The 16430-nt window shown below is 67.6% G+C and carries 12 protein-coding genes; 3 read left to right on the forward strand and 9 right to left on the reverse strand.

Features of this window, described 5'->3' with window-relative positions:
* Positions 1-44: 44 nt before the first annotated feature.
* From D9601_RS05070 to D9601_RS05090, 5 genes are all read right to left on the reverse strand, one after another.
* Positions 45-1364 (reverse strand): OmpP1/FadL family transporter, encoded by a 1320-nt coding sequence (locus D9601_RS05070; protein WP_198352783.1) that lies wholly within the window; start codon positions 1362-1364, stop codon positions 45-47.
* Positions 1365-1399: 35 nt separating this feature from the next.
* Positions 1400-1816: a DUF2147 domain-containing protein gene (locus D9601_RS05075; RefSeq protein WP_198352784.1), complete on the reverse strand. Its 417-nt coding sequence runs from the start codon at positions 1814-1816 to the stop codon at positions 1400-1402.
* A gap of 200 nt (positions 1817-2016) precedes the next feature.
* Positions 2017-3813: an acyl-CoA dehydrogenase C-terminal domain-containing protein gene (locus D9601_RS05080; RefSeq protein WP_198352785.1), complete on the reverse strand. Its 1797-nt coding sequence runs from the start codon at positions 3811-3813 to the stop codon at positions 2017-2019.
* A 54-nt stretch (positions 3814-3867) separates the two neighbouring features.
* Entirely contained in the window at positions 3868-6186 is a 2319-nt protein-coding gene (locus D9601_RS05085) for a 3-hydroxyacyl-CoA dehydrogenase/enoyl-CoA hydratase family protein (RefSeq protein ID WP_198352786.1), read from the reverse strand.
* 1 nt (position 6187) lies between these two features.
* Positions 6188-7324, reverse strand: coding sequence for a thiolase family protein (locus D9601_RS05090; protein WP_198352787.1), 1137 nt, complete (start codon positions 7322-7324; stop codon positions 6188-6190).
* A gap of 135 nt (positions 7325-7459) precedes the next feature.
* Here D9601_RS05090 and D9601_RS05095 point away from each other — a divergent pair, with 135 nt between their 5' ends.
* A complete protein-coding gene (locus D9601_RS05095; protein ID WP_443024695.1) occupies positions 7460-9154 on the forward strand; it encodes a long-chain-fatty-acid--CoA ligase in 1695 nt (564 codons plus the stop codon).
* A 14-nt stretch (positions 9155-9168) separates the two neighbouring features.
* Entirely contained in the window at positions 9169-9582 is a 414-nt protein-coding gene (locus D9601_RS05100) for a MerR family transcriptional regulator (protein ID WP_443024696.1), read from the forward strand.
* A gap of 216 nt (positions 9583-9798) precedes the next feature.
* On the opposite strand, the gene D9601_RS05105 is transcribed toward D9601_RS05100, so the two are convergent.
* A complete protein-coding gene (locus D9601_RS05105) occupies positions 9799-9981 on the reverse strand; it encodes a YbdD/YjiX family protein (protein ID WP_198352789.1) in 183 nt (60 codons plus the stop codon).
* Complete coding sequence (locus D9601_RS05110; protein ID WP_198352790.1) at positions 9978-12020, reverse strand: carbon starvation CstA family protein; 2043 nt, start codon at positions 12018-12020, stop codon at positions 9978-9980. Before D9601_RS05110 ends, D9601_RS05105 begins: the two co-directional genes overlap by 4 nt.
* Before the next feature lie 116 nt (positions 12021-12136).
* Here D9601_RS05110 and uvsE point away from each other — a divergent pair, with 116 nt between their 5' ends.
* Positions 12137-13276, forward strand: a complete 1140-nt coding sequence (gene uvsE, locus D9601_RS05115; RefSeq protein WP_232473822.1) for a UV DNA damage repair endonuclease UvsE — start codon at positions 12137-12139, stop codon at positions 13274-13276.
* Positions 13277-13485: 209 nt separating this feature from the next.
* On the opposite strand, the gene acs is transcribed toward uvsE, so the two are convergent.
* Positions 13486-15423 carry an acetate--CoA ligase gene (gene acs, locus D9601_RS05120; protein WP_198352791.1) on the reverse strand — a complete coding sequence of 646 codons (1938 nt, stop codon included), beginning with the start codon at positions 15421-15423 and terminating at the stop codon, positions 13486-13488.
* Positions 15424-15540: 117 nt separating this feature from the next.
* The gene (locus D9601_RS05125; RefSeq protein ID WP_198352792.1) at positions 15541-16368 is read right to left on the reverse strand and encodes an alpha/beta fold hydrolase; all 828 of its coding nucleotides are present in this window, start codon (positions 16366-16368) and stop codon (positions 15541-15543) included.
* Between the last annotated feature and the right edge of the window lie 62 nt (positions 16369-16430).

The raw sequence follows: 16430 nt of genomic DNA on the forward strand, positions 1-16430 counted from the left end.
AGGATCGGTGTCAGGCCCCTCCCGCCGGGAAGGGCCTTCCGGACTTAGAAGCCGACGTGGGCGCCGAGAGAGAAGACCAAAGCATGGGCGTTGGTCAGCGTGCCGTTGGTCAGCACCGGCGTCTGCGCGGCGGTGCCGGCATAGGCGGCGGTCACACGGTCGATCGACGCATCCTTGAAGTCGACGTAGTTGCCGGCGAAGTCGATGCCGATCCGCGGCGTCAGCTGGAAGGTGCCGCCGGCACCGTAGTTCCAGCGGTCCGCGTCGGGCACGCGTGCGTCGCGCAGACCGTTCTGGGTCGGCGTGTTGGCATGCTGCACACCGGCGCGCAGGGTCAGCGCGGGCGAGACCATATAGTCGAAGCCGCCGGCCTGGCTCCAGCTGTCGCGGTAGTTCTCCGGCAGCGCGACGTTGAGCGGCGAGCCGAGGCGGATCGCGTCGAACTTGCTCCAGTTATAGCGCACGATCTGGGCGTTGAAGGTCAGCGGCGAGGCGAGCTTGAAGCGGCCCGAGACGATCGTCTGCGCCGGCGTGTAGAAGGTCGCCTTCAGGTCGGAAAGCGTCGCATTCTGGCCGGCGAGCGGGCCGACCAGGCCGCTGATCGTCAGATCGCCGGTCAGCGTGTGCTTGATCCGGGACTTGTAGCTGACGCCGATCGTCGCCCAGCTGTTGTGCATCTGCATGCCGGCCGACCAGCCGAGATCCCAGCCGTCGCCTTCCAGCTTCTGGCGCCCGTCGGTCGTCGAGGTCAGGTTGGGCAGCGCGTTGCCGAGGCTGGCATAGACGTGCTCGACATTGACGCCGCCGCCGATGCGCAGCCAGTCGGTCGGCGCGATCGCCAGGCTCGGCTGCAGGTCGATCGTCTGCAACTTGGTGCGCAGTGCGCTGTAGCGGGTCCAGCTGGTCGGCGCATAATCGGTGGTGAAGCTATAGGGCGAGGTAACGGCCAGGCCGACCGCGACCTTGTCGCCGAACGGCACCGCGACCGCGCCCGACGGCAGCACGCCGTTGTTGATCGGGTCCTTGGCGCTCTGGTCGCCGCCGACCGGGCGGTAATTGGCCGGATTGGCGCAGCTCACCCCCGCCGGGCGGCAGATCACCGTGCCGTTGTTGTTGACCCAGCCCTTGGGCAGGATCACCGCGGCCTGGATCGCCGCTTCGGCGCGGTCGATACCGGCGATCGACGCCGGATTCCACCACAGCGACTGCGCGCCGGTATCGGCGCCCTCGCCCGAAAAGGCGCGACCGGCGCCGCGGGCGGACTGTTCCTGAAGGTAGAAGGCCTGGGCGTGCGCGGCGGCGCTCCAGCCGGCCGAGGCGAGCAAAGCGGTGGCGGTCAGCGCGACCTTGTTACGCAGAGACATGGTAATACCCTTTGGTTGTCATCGAAAAAGAGGGATCAGCGCAGGCGCGTCCAGGTCTGCGTCTTGCAGAGCGGGACGAAGATGCAGCCGCGCACCTTGAGCGTGTTGGCGTCGATCGGGGTGACGGTGGCCTTGTAGGTCTTGCCCTCGTCGGCCTTGTAGATCGAACCGCCGGTCCAGGCGTCGCCGTCGGCCTTGAAGCCGCTGAGCAGCAGCAGCCCCTTGAGCGGGCGGTTGCGCAGCTTGGGGTCGGAATTCTTGGTGTCCTTGAGGTCCGGCTGGGTGCGCAGCAGTTCGGAGGTGACGAGGCGGCCGCAGATCGACGGACCGCAGCGCTGGATCTCGACCACGCCGCCGCGCGTCTCGGTCTTCCAGGTACCGATCGCGGAATCCGCAGACGGGGCGGCGGCCGGGGCGGCGGCGAGCAAGGCGCCAAGCAGAAGCAGGGACATGATGAAACTCCTCTCCGGACATTGCCCCCGCTAACAGCCGCGGGGGCGAACAGTGACCTTGGTCCTGGACGCCGCATGCTTGCGATCGTCTTACCGGCACGCCACGTCAGTCGATCGACCTAATGGCGAGCCGGCTGCCCTATACGGCAGTCACCGGCCGGCCTAGTCGCGGTGGCGGCGCTGTCAACCCTGCAAAACCGTCAGAATGCCTCCAGTTCCAGAGCCATGGTCGAACGTTTGCCGGTCTTGATCGCGAGAAAGGCCGCGGTCGCCTGCGGCAGGATGCGGTCGAAGAAGAAGCCGGCGGTGGCGAGCTTGGCCCGATAAAAGGCGGCGTCGTCGCTGCCCTCGGCGAGGCGGTCGGTGGCGATCTTCGCCGCCTTGAGGAAGCAATGGCCGATACCGACCAGGCCCATCAGGCGCAGATAGTCCGTGGCGGCGGCGCCGGCCTCCTCCGGGTCCTTCATGCCCTTTTGCGCGATCGTCGCGGTCGACAGCTGCAACGCGCCGAACGCCTGCTGCAGGCCGGCGGTCATGCCGGCGAGCGCCTTGTCGGGCACGCCCGCCATCTGCTCGCACAAATTGGCCACGGCGTGGAAGAAGGGGCGGAGCTGGCGACCCATGTGCGCGGGCATCTTGCGTCCGACGAGGTCGAGCGCCTGGACGCCGTTGGTGCCTTCATAGATCTGGCAGATGCGCGCATCGCGGACGAACTGCTCGACGCCGGTTTCGCGGATATAGCCGTGGCCGCCGTGGATCTGGACGCCATGGTTCGCCGCGTCGAAGGCGAGGTCGGTGAACAGCGCCTTGACCACCGGGGTGACGAGCGCGACGAAGTCGGCGGCGCGCTGGCGCAGCTCGGGATCGTCGGCGTGCTTTTCCGCATCGAGCGCGCGGGCGGCCCACTGGCCGAGCATGCGGCACCCTTCCGCATAGGCGCGCATCGTCATCAGGCTGCGGCGCACGTCGGGGTGGACGATGATCGGGTCGGCGGGCAGGTCCGGGCGCGCCGGGCCGGCGAGGCTGCGACCCTGCAACCGGTCCTTGGCGTAGGCGACCGCCGACTGGTAGGCGATCTCGTTGATGCCGAGTCCCTGGATGCCGACCGAGACGCGCTCGGTGTTCATCATCGTGAACATGGCGGCGAGGCCCTTGCCGGGTTCGCCGACCAGCCAGCCGGTCGAATCCTCGAACACCATCTGGCAGGTGGCGGACGCCTTCAGGCCCATCTTGTGCTCGATGCCGGCGACGCTGACACCATTGGCGGTGGCCGCATTGCCGGCGGCGTCGGGCAGATATTTCGGCACCAGGAACAGGCTGATGCCACGCACGCCGGCCGGCGCGTCGGGCAGGCGGGCGAGGACGAGGTGGACGACGTTGTCGGTCAGGTCGTGGTCGCCCGACGAGATGAAGATCTTCGCGCCGCTCACCTTGTAGCTGCCGTCGTCCTGCGGCACCGCCTTGGTGCGGAGCAGGCCGAGATCGGTGCCGCAATGCGATTCGGTCAGGCACATCGTCCCCGACCATTCGCCGCTGACCATCTTGGGCAGATAGGCCCGCTTCAGATCCTCGGACGCATGGCCCTCGATCGCCGTGGTCGCGCCGTGGGTCAGGCCGGGATAGAGGCTGAACGACAGATTGGCCGAACAGATCATCTCCTCGACCAGCTTGTTGAGGCTTTCCGGCAGGCCCTGGCCGCCCCATTCGGGCGCCGAGGCGAGCGCCGCCCAGCCGCCCTCGCGGAACTGATCATAGGCCGCCTTGAAGCCGGCGGGCGTGCGGACGACGCCGTTTTCCAGCCGGCACCCTTCGAGGTCGCCACTGGCGTTGAGCGGCAGCAAGACCTCCTGTGCCATGCGCGCGCCTTCCTCCAGCACCGCGTCGAGCAGGTCGGGGGTGAAGTCCGCATGCGCGGGCAGATTGGCGAACTGGTCGTCGGCGAACAGCTCGTGCAGCACGAAGCGCATGTCGCGCAACGGGGCGGTGTAGACTTGCATCGTCGTCCTCTATCCTCTGATGCCCTTCCGCCGCGGGGACGGAAGGGCATGCGATCAGTTGCGCAGCGGCTTACCGGTCTCGAGCATGTGCTCGACCCGTGCCTGGGTGCGGCCGTCCTTGACGCTGGCCATGAACGCCTGCCGCTCCAGCTTGAGCAGCTGGTCCTCGGTCACCGTGTCGACCAGATCGGCATCGCCGCCAGTCAGCACGGTCGCCAATCGGTCCGACACCACGGCGTCGTAGGGCGTGGCCATGCCCTTCTTGCGGAAGCCGTCGACGACGCCTGCGATGCCGACGCGGCCGCTTTCGCCCGGCAGGTGGAAGGTCGGCTTCTCCGGCGCGACATAGCCGTCGACTAGGCTCAGCGCCTTCGCCTTGGCATCGGCGAGCAGGCGGTCGCGGTTCATCGTGATGCCGTCGCTGGCACGCAGGAACATCATTTCCTTGGCCAGCGCGGCGGATTTCGACACCTGCGCCGTCGAGATCGTCTCGAACGCCTTGGCGACGGCAGGCATCGGCCCCTTCGGCATCATCGGCGCCTTCGCCATCCGGTCGAGGAGTTCGCCGTTGCCGCCCCAGCCGGGCAGCAGGCCGACGCCGCATTCGACCAGGCCGATATAGCTTTCGGCATGCGCCTGCACCGCGTCGGCGTGGAGCACGACCTCGCAGCCGCCGCCCAGCGCCATGCCCGCGGGCGCGGCGACGACGGGGAAGGGCGCGTATTTCAGCGCCTTGAGCGCGGCCTGCCCGGCGGCGATCAGCTTCTCCACCTCGCCCCAGGCGGCGATGTTGACCGCGAACATGGCGAGACCGAGGTTCGCGCCCGCCGAGAAGTTCGACCCCTCGTTGTAGATGACCAGCGCCTTGAACTGCGCCTTCACCACGGGAATCGCCTTCTGGATCAGCTGCATGATCTGTTCGTCGAGCGCGTTCATCTTGGTGGTGAACTCGAGTGCGGCGACGCCGTCGCCGACGTCCCACAATGCCGCCGAACCGTTCCTGAGCAGCGGCTCGCTGCGCAGCTTGATGTCCTCGAGCAGCAGCACGCCCTCGCCGCGCACGACGTCATGATAGGCGCCGTCCGCGCCCAGGAACTGGCGCGTGCCGTTCTCGACCCGGTAGAAGGGACGCGTGCCCGCCGTTTCCAGGATCGGCGGCACGGCGCGGCCCTCGGCCCGCAGGCGGTCGGCGAGCGCGCCGGGCCCAAGCCGGTCGATCAGCTCGAACGGCCCGAACTTCCAATTGTAGCCGAGCTTCATCGCGTCATCGATCGCGACGACGTTGTCCGCCGCCTCGCCGACCAGCGACGCGGCATAGCTCAGCACCTTGCCGAGGATTTCCCAGGCATAGGTGCCGGCCTTGCCGGGCAGCGCGATCAGCGTGGACAGGTCCTTCTCCGCCGCCGACGGCAATTTCTCGGGCTTCGCCTCAGGGCGATAATCGCCGGTGGCGAGGTCGAGCGCGAACTTGGTCTTGGTCGCCTTGTCGAAACGGTAGAAGCCGCCCTTGCCCTTGCGGCCGGTGAAGCCCTCCGCGATCATCTTGTCGACCAGCGGCATCGGCCGGACGGTGTCGAAATAGGGGTCGCCCGCCGGCAGCGTCGACGACAGGCTCTTCGACAGCAGCGGCATCAAGTCGACACCGACGAGGTCGACGAGCGCGAAGATGCCGGTCTTCGGCACGCCCATCGGCCGGCCGCCGATCTGGTCCGCCTCCTCGACCGTTAGCCCCTGGTCCATCGCCGCGTTGATCGCGACGGCGAGCCAATACGTGCCGATGCGGTTGGCGATGAAGCCCGGCGTGTCCTTGGCGCGGACGATGCGCTTGCCCATGAAGCGGTCGACGAAATCCTCGACCTTTTCGGCCACGGCGGCGTCGGTGTGCTCGCCCCGCACGATCTCGATCAGCCGCATGTAGCGCGGCGGATTGAAGAAGTGGGTGATCAGGAAGTCCGCCTTGAACTGATCCGACCGCCCTTCGACCAAAGCCCCAAGCGGAATGGTCGAGGTGTTCGAGCTGACCGCAGTGCCGGGACGCTTGAGCTGTTCGAGCTTGGCATAGAGCGCCTGCTTGATGTCGAGCCGCTCGACGATCGCCTCGACGATCCAGTCGCATTCGGCGACGCGAGGCAGATGGTCGTCGATATTGCCGGTCTCGACCAGCTTCGCCGCCGCCTTCGACATGAAGGGGGCGGGGTCGGTCTTGAGCATCTTCGCGACCGCGCCCTTGGCGACCGCGTCGCGGTCGTCGCCGTCCTTGGGAACGATGTCGAGCAGCAGCACCGGGATACCGGCGTTGGCGATCTGCGCGGCGATGCCGGCGCCCATCACGCCGGCGCCGATCACGCATACCTTCTTGATGGTGTCGCTCATGTCACGCGCGCTCCAGAACCGTGGCGATGCCCTGGCCACCGCCGATGCACTGGGTGGCGAGGGCATATTTCCCGCCCTCGCGCTCCAGCAGCGCCGCCGCCTTGCCGACGATGCGCGCGCCCGTGGCGCCGAGCGGATGGCCGATAGCGATCGCGCCGCCGTCCTTGTTGATCGTCTCGTCCTTGAGGCCGAGGTCGCGGATGCAGGCGATCGCCTGGCTGGCGAAGGCCTCGTTGATCTCGACCACGTCGAGATCGGCCACCGACAGTCCGGCGCGCTGCAGCGCCTTTTGCGAGGCGCTGATCGGGCCGAGTCCCATCGTCTCCGGCTCGATGCCCGACACGCCGACCGACTTGATGCGGGCGAGGATCTTGAGGCCGTGCGTGTTGGCGAACTCCTCCGAGGTGACGAGCACCGTCGAGGCGCCGTCGGTCAGCGGCGACGAGGTGCCGGCAGTCACCGAACCGTCCTGGCTGAAGGCGGGCTTGAGGCCGGCGAGCGCCTCGACATTGGTGTCGGGGCGGATGGTGCCGTCCTCACTGACCACGCCGGCCTTGGTCTGGATCGGCACGATCTCGTCGGCGAGGCGACCGTCGGCGCGCGCGGCGGCGGCCTTGTGCTGGCTCTTCACCGCAAAGGCGTCCTGCTCGGCGCGGGTGATCTGATACTTTTGCGCGACGTTCTCCGCCGTGTCGCCCATGCCCATATAGGCGCCGGCGTTCTTCTTCGCGAGCGCGGGGTTGGGCAGGGGGTTGTAGCCGCCCATCGGCACCCGGCTCATCGATTCGAGCCCGGCGCAGATGAACGCCTCTCCGGCGCCGATCTGGATCTGGCCGACCGCGATATGGATCGCGCTCATCGACGATCCGCAGAAGCGATTCACCGTCATGCCGCCGACCGACAGCGGCAGGTCGGCGAGCAACCCGATCATCCGCGCGACGTTGAGGCCCTGTTCGCCCTCCGGGAAAGCGCAGCCGAGGATGATGTCCTCGATCTCGGACGGGTCGACGCCGGTCTTCTCGATCAGGCCGCGGATCGTCTGTGCGGCGAGATCGTCCGGCCGGACGCGGGCGAGCGCCCCCTTGCCGGCGAGGTGAAAGGGCGAGCGGGCGTAACCGGCGATGACGACGTTGGTCATGGGATCCTCTCGAAATACAGCAATCGTGCTGCGTCGGCCTTGCGAAGTACCGTATAGGTGCGATAGCTTCCCATTACGTCAAGTGGGGCGGATCGACAAGCTGCGTCGACCGGCCCGATAAGCGAGAGGACAGACATGACCGGGATGCCGAGCGATGCCGTCGCGGACCCTGCGCACCGCGCGCTGGCCGTGATGAGGGGCGCACCGCTGATCGAGCGACCCCGCGTGCTGGGCGCGTTGCTCGAGCAGTCGGCCGGGCGCTTTCCGGCGCGGGTGGCGATCGATTTCCTCGGCGCGACGACGACCTGGGGCGCGCTGGCGGCGCAGGTGGATCGGACGGCGGCCGGGCTACAGGCGCTCGGCGTGGTCAAGGGCACGCGGGTCGCGCTGTGCCTGCCCAACACGCCGTATTATCCGATCCTGTTCTTCGCGACGCTGAAGGCGGGCGGGATCGTCGTGAACGTCAACCCGCTCTACGTCGAGCGCGAGCTGACGCATCTGATCCATGATTCGGGGGCGGAGGTGATCGTCACCTGCGACCTCGCCGAGATCCAGGCGCGGGTGCTGAAGGTTGCGGGGGAGACCGGCATCCGCCACGTCGTCACCTGCCCGATCGCCGACGCGCTGCCGCCGGTGAAGAAAATCCTGTACCGGCTGTTCAAGCGCAAGGAGATCGGCCGGGCGCCACGCAGCGCGTCGCATCTCTATTTTGCCGACCTGATGGCCAAGGGCGGGGCGCCCGCCGCGGTCACCGTCGATCCCGATGAGACCGCGGTGCTGCAATATACCGGCGGCACCACCGGCCTGCCCAAGGCGGCGATGCTGAGCCATGCCAATATCGTCGCCAATACCGATGCGATGCTGGTCCATGTCGGCGGCGAGACGGCGGACCAGGACCGCGTGCTCGGCGTGCTGCCGCTGTTCCACGTCTTCGCGCTGACCAACGTGCTGACCTTCTCGACGCTGGTCGGGGCGGAGATGATCCTGTTGCCGCGCTTCGAGATGAAGCAGCTGCTCGCCACGTTGAAGCGGACGCGGCCGACCTATTTCCCGGCGGTGCCGACGATCTACAATGCGCTCGCCAACCTTGGCGACGACAAGGTGCCGGACCTGTCGACGATCAAGGTCTGCATCTCCGGCGGCGCGCCCTTGCCGATCGAGGTCCGCCACCTGTTCGAACAGCGCACCCGCGCCAAGCTGGTCGAGGGCTATGGCCTGTCGGAGGCGTCGCCGATCATCACCTGCAACCCCTTTGCCGGGGTCAACAAGGAAGGCTCGGCGGGGCTGCCCTTTCCGGGCACGACGATCGAGATCCGCGATCGCGAGGACCCGACGCGGATCATGCCGCAAGGCGAGAAGGGCGAGATCTGCGCGCGCGGGCCGCAGGTGATGAGCGGCTATTGGCACAAGCCGGCGGAGACCGAAGGTGCCTTCGCCGACGGCGCGCTGCGCACCGGCGACGTCGGCTATCTCGACGCGGACGGCTATCTGTTCATCGTCGACCGGATCAAGGACATGATCCTGTGCGGCGGCTACAACGTCTATCCGCGCGTCATCGAGGAAGCGCTGTACGAACATCCCGCCGTCGCCGAGGCGGTGGTGATCGGTGTACCCGACGCGCATCGCGGCCAGAGCCCCAAGGCGTTCGTCACCTTGTCCGAAGCCGGGGCGGTGACCGCCATTGAGCTACGCGACTTCCTGCGCGACAAGGTGAGCAAGATCGAGCTTCCCCGCGAGATCGAGATACGCGAGACTTTGCCCAAGACGTTGATCGGCAAGCTGTCCAAGAAGGAGCTGGTCGAAGAGGAATTGCAAAAAGCGGCGCGATAAGCCGTAACGGAGGGATGATGGAGGAGGGTTCCGAACTTCAGGGGATACAGGAGGTCGCCGATCGGCTGGGTATCACGCCCCGCACGTTGCGCTTCTACGAGGATCGCGGGCTGATCGAGCCGTGCCGAATCGGCACGACGCGCGTCTACCGTCGGCGCGAGATCGCGCGGATGCAGCTGATCCTGCGCGGCAAGCGGCTTGGCTTCTCGCTCAAGGACATCGAGGAATTCCTCGACCTGTACGACGCCGATCCGCAGCATCTCGAGCAGATGCGCGCGCTCGCCGGGCGTTGCCGCGAGCGGATCGAGGAACTGGAACAGCAGCGTCAGGCGCTCGACACGACGCTGAGCGAACTTGCGAAGATGGAGGCGGTGGCGCTCGCCCAGGTGCGCGCGCACGAACCGGAGGCGCAGGCGGCGAACGGCTGAAGGCCCGCACGCACGGCAATCAGTCGGCATCGCTGTCTTTTTGTGCCGATCCGGTCGTGATAGGCTCCGCTCCATACCGTCGCAGAACGGGATGGAGAGGTGCCATGGAATGGATGGATCCCCATGTGTGCGCGTGCAGCTTCCGGTCTTTGTGCTGGATGAGCGGCACCGCGGTCGTGCTCTGTTGCACGGCGCTGCTCGCGATCGGCTGATCGCCTAGCAGCATCGCCCGCCGCCGCGGCCGCCGTAGCGCGCCTGCTGCCGGTCGCGGAAGAATTGCGCCTCGGTCATCACCGGCGCGTCGGGATGATGCGCGGCCATATGGTCGACATAGGCGCGGTAGGACGGCTGACCGACCATCGCACGCGCGGTGTCGGCGACGAGCGACCAGATGCTCATGCCGCCGCCGGAATTTCGTTGACGCTCGGCGCCGGCATCCGCCGCGCCGCAAGGCAGGTGCGGATGGCGTAGACGATGATCGTCGCCACCACGGCAAGGAACAGCGCGCACAGAGCGGCATCGACGCGGTCGTTGAACACGATGCGGCGCATTTCGGCGAGCGATTTGGCGGGCGCAAGCGTTTCGCCGCGCGCCAGCGCATCGGCGAAGCGGCGTGCATGCGCGAGGAAGCCGACGCGCGGATCGGACGACAGCAGCTTGAGCAGCCCGGCGCTGACCGTGCAGGCGATCAGCCAGGCGGTCGGCACCAGCGTCACCCAGGCGTAGCGCTCGCGCTTCATCCGGAACAGCACGACGGTGGCGAGCAGCAGCGCGACCGCCGCGAGCATCTGGTTGGAGATGCCGAACAGCGGCCACAAGGTGTTCACCCCGCCGAGTGGATCGGTGACGCCCTGGTAGAGGAAGAAGCCCCAGGCGGCGACGCACAGGCCGGTGCCGACGAGGCCGGGCACGAACGAGGTCGCGTTGCGGAAGGACGGGACGGCGAGGCCGATCAGATCCTGCAGCATGAACCGCCCGGCGCGGGTGCCGGCATCGACCGCGGTCAGGATGAACAGCGCCTCGAACAGGATCGCGAAATGGTACCAGAAAGCCATCATCTCGCGGCCGCCGATGATACGGCTGAAAATGTGCGCCATGCCGACCGCCAGCGTCGGCGCGCCGCCGGCACGGCTGATGATCGTCGTCTCGCCGACGTCGCGGGCGGTCTGCGCGAGGGCTGCGGCGTCGATCGGGAAGCCCATCGCCGTTACCGCGGCGGCGGCGCTGGCGGCGTCCGTGCCGACCACCGCCGCGGGGCTGTTCATCGCGAAATAAACGCCCGGATCGATGATCGACGCGCCGATCAGCGCCATGATCGCGACGAAGCTTTCCATCAGCATCGCACCATAGCCGATGAAGCGCGCATCGCCTTCGCTTGCGATCAGCTTGGGCGTGGTGCCGCTGGCGATCAGCGCGTGGAAGCCGGAGACCGCACCGCAGGCGATGGTGATGAACAGGAAGGGGAAGAGCGATCCCGACCAGACCGGGCCGCTGCCGTCGACGAAACGGGTCAGCGCCGGCATGCGCATGGCGGGCATCACCACGACGATGCCGATCGCCAGCGCCGCAATCGCGCCGATCTTCAGAAAGGTCGACAGATAATCGCGCGGCGCGAGCAGCAGCCAGACGGGGAGCAGCGAGGCGATCGCGCCATAGCCGATCAGGATCCAGCAGAGCTGCACCGGCGTGTAGGTGAAGAGCGGCGCGAGGATGGCGGAGGCGGCGACATCGCGGCCGTAGACGATAGCGAGGATCAGCCCGACGAGGCCGAGCAGCGACACCTCGCCGATCCGACCCGGCCGGATCCAGCGCGTGTAGATGCCCATCAGCAGCGCGAGCGGGATGGTCGCGGCGACGGTGAACAGGCCCCAGGGGCTGTTGGCCAGCGCGCGCACGACGATCAGCGCGAGCACGGCGAGGATGATGACCATGATCGCAAAGGCGCCGACCAGCGCCACCGTGCCGGGCACCGCGCCCATCTCCATGCGGATCAGCTCGCCGAGCGAACGCCCGTCGCGGCGCATCGAGATGAACAGCACCATGAAGTCCTGCACCGCGCCGGCGAGCACGACGCCGGCGAGGATCCACAGCATGCCGGGGAGGTACCCCATCTGCGCGGCGAGCACGGGGCCGACCAGCGGCCCGGCGCCGGCGATGGCGGCGAAGTGATGGCCGAACAGCACGCGGCGGTCGGTGGGCACGAAGTCCAACCCGTCGGGGTGACGGACCGCCGGCGTCGGCCGGGCGGGGTCGAGGCCGACGACGACCTTGGCGAGGTAGAGCGAATAGAAGCGGTAGGCGATGAGGTAGACGCACACCGCCGCGACGACGATCCACAGCGCGTTGACGCTTTCGCCGCGGTGGAGCGCGACAAGGCCGAGCGCGCCGGCGCCGAGCAGGGCGAGAGCGATCCAGCAGAGCCTGTTCGCGATTCTCATGGCCTCTCCCTTGTGCACCTCACCCGTCATGCCGGAACATGTCCCGGGTGACAGGTAGGCGGTAGGCGGCGATGTCATGTCGCGCAACCGCCCGCGCTGACGCTCGTTCACCCGCGATGACCGATCCCGATCGCCCGCTGCGGCTCGGCTTTCCCGTCAAGGTGATGGGCCGGCCCGACTTCAAGAGCAACGACACCCGCCGCTGGCAGAAGGGGCCGCACCTCAAGGCGTCGCTGGAGGAGGTCGACCGCATCCTCGACTATCTCGCCGCCGAGGATCTGCACATGTACCGGCTGTCGTCGGATCTCGCACCCTATGCGACGCATCCCGACCTGCCGCAGTTCCATGACATGGTCGCGGAGAGCGACGCGGAGCTGAAGGCGTTCGGCGCCAAGGCGAGGGCGCTCGACATCCGGCTGTCGTTCCACCCGTCGCAATATGTCCTGCTCAACAGCCCCGATGCGGCGCTGACCAAGAAGAGCATCTGGGACCTCGCCAGCCAGTCGGAAATGCTCGAGCGGATGGAGCTCGACGACGAGGCGGTGGTCGTCACCCATGTCGGCGGCGTCTACGACGATCGCGAGGCAAGCCGGGCGCGGTGGATCGCGGGCTGGGAGCAATGCCCGGATCATGTCCGGCGGCGGCTGGTGCTGGAGAATGACGACTTGCGGTTCTCGGCCGCGGACGTGCTGTGGATCCACGAGCGTACCGGCGTCCGGCTGATCTTCGACTATCAGCACTTCTGGTGCCTCAACCCGGAGCGGCTCGACATGCGCGAGACGCTGGAACGGTTCATGGCGAGCTGGCCCGAGGGCGTGCGGCCGAAGATCCACTTCTCCAGCCCACGCACCGAGATGCGCGAGGTGAAGCAGAAGATCACTGCGCAGCAGCGCGCGAGCGGCAAGGCGGTCCGGAAAGGTGAAGTGACCAAGGCACCGGTCAAGGACAACGCGCGGGTCAAGACCGTGCTGCGCCCGCCGGTGTGGACCGGCCATGCCGACTTCACCAATCCGTTCGAATTCGCCCGCTTCATGCGCGATGCCGAGGGGCTTGTGTTCGACGTGATGATGGAGGGCAAGGCCAAGGACCTCAGCTTGCTGAAGCTGCGGCCCGATCTGCTGCGCTATGCGCCGGACGTCGCGGCGCGTTTCGGCATCTTCGCCGAGGATGCCGAGGATCTCGCGCGCGACGAGGCGGCGCTCGACGACGGCGTCGGCGCGGAGGAAGAGGCGGACGTCGACGAGGGGGTGCGCTGATTGCGTCTGTTGGGCTGAGATGTGTGGGGTGGTGGTCGGGACGATGCTCGAATAGCTCGTCATCCCCGCGCAGGCGGGGACCCAGATACGCAGGTTCCTAGGTCATCCGCCAGGTCAGCATTTCTGGATTCCCGCCTCCGCGGGAATGACGAAGTGGGCGTCGGCGGCCTTCCGGCCCCCAACTCCTTGGTCAGTGATGGCGGCGCGTATCACCCCACCCGATTGGCCACCAGATCGTCGACCACCGCCGGATCGGCGAGGGTCGAGGTGTCGCCGAGGCTGCCCGTACCGCCTTCCGCGATCTTGCGCAGGATGCGGCGCATGATCTTGCCCGAGCGCGTCTTGGGCAGGGCGGGGGCGAATTGCAGCTTGTCAGGGGTGGCGATCGGGCCGATCTCGCGGCGCACCCATTGCTTCAGCGTCTCGCGCAACTCGTCCGTCGGTTGCTGCCCGCTGTTGAGCGTCACATAGGCGTAGATGCCCTGACCCTTGACGTCGTGCGGCATGCCGACGACCGCGGCCTCCGCGACCGCCTCGTGCAGCACCAGCGCGCTCTCGACCTCGGCGGTCCCCATCCGGTGGCCCGAGACGTTGATGACGTCGTCGACGCGGCCGGTGATCCAGTAATAGCCGTCCGCGTCGCGGCGGCAGCCGTCGCCGGTGAAATACTTCCCCTCGTAAGTGGTGAAGTAGGTCTGGAAGAAGCGATCGTGATCGCCCCAGACGGTGCGCATCTGGCCCGGCCAGCTCTGGATGATGCAGAGATTGCCCTCCGCCTGACCGACCAGTGGCGAGCCCTTCTCGTCGACCAGCTGCGGCGTGACGCCGGGCAATGGCTTGGAGGCGGAACCCGGCTTCATCGGGATCGCGCCGGGCAGGGGGGCGATCATGATGCCGCCCGTTTCCGTCTGCCACCAGGCGTCGACCACCGGGGCGCGGCCGCCGCCGACGACGTCGTGATACCAGCGCCACGCCTCCGGATTGATCGGCTCGCCGACCGAGCCGAGCACCTTGAGGCTCGAGCGATCGGTGCGGGTGACGGAGCCGTCGCCTTCCTTCATCAGCGCCCGCAACGCGGTGGGGGCGGTGAACAGCGCGTGGACCTTGTGCCGGTCGACCACCTGCCAGATGCGGCTGGCATCGGGCCAGTTGGGCAGCCCTTCGTACATCAGCGTCGTCGCGCGATTGGCGAGCGGACCGTAGAGGATATAGGTGTGGCCGGTGACCCAGCCGATGTCGGCGGCGCACCAGAAGACCTGGCCGGGCTTATAGTCGAATGCCCATTGGTGCGTGATGCTCGCCCACAGCAAATAGCCGCCGCTGGTATGGAGCACGCCCTTGGGCTTGCCGGTCGAGCCGCTGGTGTAGAGGATGAACAGCGGATCCTCGGCGCCCATCGGCTCGGCCGGGCAATCGGTGCCGACCGCGGCGGCGGCCTCATGATACCAGATGTCGCGATCGGTCATCGCCACGTCGGCGCCGGTCGCCTTGACGACGATCACGCGCTGCAGTGTCGGTGCGCGCGCCGCGGCTTCGTCGACGCAGGCCTTGAGCTTGATGCGTTTGCCGCCGCGGCGGCCCTCGTCGGCGGTGACGACGATCGTCGAGCCGCAATCCTCGATCCGGCCGGCGAGCGCGTCGGCGGAAAAGCCGCCGAACACCACCGAATGGATCGCGCCGATCCGGGCGCAGGCGAGCACCGCATAGGCCGCCTCCGGAATCATCGGCATGTAGATGGTGACGCGATCGCCCTTGCCGACGCCCTGGCCCTTCAGCACGTTGGCGAAACGGCAGACCTCCCGGTGGAGCTGGTTGTAGGTGATGTGGCGCGGTTCTTCCGACGGTTCGTCGGGCTCCCAGATGATCGCCACGGTCTCGCCATGCTTGGCGAGGTGCCGGTCGATGCAATTGGCCGCGACGTTGAGCACGCCGTCCTCGAACCATTTGATGTGAAAGTCCGCCTTGGCGAACGACCAGTCGCCGGCGATCGTCGGCGCGGTGACCCAGTCGAGCCGCTTGCTCGCCTGGTCGAGCCAGAAGCCGCCCGGATCATTGGCCGCCGCTTCGTACAGGTCGGTGTAGCGCTTGGGCGTCAGGCTGGCGTCCGTCCAGTCGCCGGTGATCGGGTAGATTTCGGGATCGGTCATCGACGCTTCCAGGGATCGGGTGGCAGGGCGGCGGGACTGTAGTCGGGTTGGGGCAGCAGGCAAGACGTCACCACCGCCTTCGTCATCCCCGCCTGAGCGGGGATGACGGGACGTTGTTCAACGCCCCAGGAAGGTCAGCAGATCGCTGGTCAGCCGGTCGCCCTCGGTGGCGAACAGGCCATGCGGCGCGCCGTCATATTCGACCAGCTGGCTGTCCGCGATGCCGACCGCCGCGGCCCGGCCGGCGGCGTCGATCGGCACCGTCTGGTCGGAGGTGCCGTGGATGATCAGCGTCGGCACGCGGAAGGCGGCGAGATCGGGGCGGAAATCGGTATGACCGAACGATTCCGCGCAGGCCAAAGTCGGCTTCAGCCCCGCCATCATCGCGGTTGTGGTCGCCCAGTCGAGCACCTCGTCGCTGACGGGCGAGCTGATATAGCCGACGCCGAAGAACTGCTTGAAGAAGGTGTGGCGGAAGAAGTGGGCGCGGTCCTGCTTGATGCCGTCGCCGATGCTCTGCAGCGTCTCTTCCGGCGTGCCGTGCGGATTGTCGTCGGTCTTCAGCATGTACGGCACGACGGAGCTGATCAGGCCGGCGGCGACGATACCCTTGCCGTCATGGCGGCTCATGTAGCGCGCGACCTCGCCGCCACCCATCGAAAAGCCGACCAACGTGACGCCATCGGTCGCGCCCGTCGCCTCGAGCACGTCGGCCAGATCGTCGGTCAGCGTGTCATAGTCGTAGCCGCTCCATGGCTGGCCCGAGCGGCCGAAGCCGCGACGATCATAGGCGATGGCGCGGAAGCCGGCGTCGGCCAGCGCCATCATCTGCGGGTCCCAGCTGTCGGCGGACAATGGCCAGCCGTGCAGCAGCACAACCGGGCGGCCTTCGCCCCAATCCTTGACATAGATGTCGGTGCCGTCGCGCGTCTTGACGTAAGGCATTGCAGTTTCTCCGTGGCTTCACCGCCCTCCGCTTCAACGAGCCCGTCCTCGCCGCCGTTCCC

It is taken from the genome of Sphingomonas sp. MA1305, from assembly GCF_016107325.1.
Classification (GTDB): Bacteria; Pseudomonadota; Alphaproteobacteria; order Sphingomonadales; family Sphingomonadaceae; genus Sphingomonas.

Coding starts and splice junctions, on each gene's coding strand:
- D9601_RS05070 (WP_198352783.1), bottom strand. CDS start 1,364: ATGTCTCTGCGTAACAAGGTCGCGCTGACCGCCACCGCTTTGCTCGCC.
- D9601_RS05075 (WP_198352784.1), bottom strand. CDS start 1,816: ATGTCCCTGCTTCTGCTTGGCGCCTTGCTCGCCGCCGCCCCGGCCGCC.
- D9601_RS05080 (WP_198352785.1), bottom strand. CDS start 3,813: ATGCAAGTCTACACCGCCCCGTTGCGCGACATGCGCTTCGTGCTGCAC.
- D9601_RS05085 (WP_198352786.1), bottom strand. CDS start 6,186: ATGAGCGACACCATCAAGAAGGTATGCGTGATCGGCGCCGGCGTGATG.
- D9601_RS05090 (WP_198352787.1), bottom strand. CDS start 7,324: ATGACCAACGTCGTCATCGCCGGTTACGCCCGCTCGCCCTTTCACCTC.
- D9601_RS05095 (WP_443024695.1), top strand. CDS start 7,460: ATGACCGGGATGCCGAGCGATGCCGTCGCGGACCCTGCGCACCGCGCG.
- D9601_RS05100 (WP_443024696.1), top strand. CDS start 9,169: ATGATGGAGGAGGGTTCCGAACTTCAGGGGATACAGGAGGTCGCCGAT.
- D9601_RS05105 (WP_198352789.1), bottom strand. CDS start 9,981: ATGAGCATCTGGTCGCTCGTCGCCGACACCGCGCGTGCGATGGTCGGT.
- D9601_RS05110 (WP_198352790.1), bottom strand. CDS start 12,020: ATGAGAATCGCGAACAGGCTCTGCTGGATCGCTCTCGCCCTGCTCGGC.
- uvsE (WP_232473822.1), top strand. CDS start 12,137: ATGACCGATCCCGATCGCCCGCTGCGGCTCGGCTTTCCCGTCAAGGTG.
- acs (WP_198352791.1), bottom strand. CDS start 15,423: ATGACCGATCCCGAAATCTACCCGATCACCGGCGACTGGACGGACGCC.
- D9601_RS05125 (WP_198352792.1), bottom strand. CDS start 16,368: ATGCCTTACGTCAAGACGCGCGACGGCACCGACATCTATGTCAAGGAT.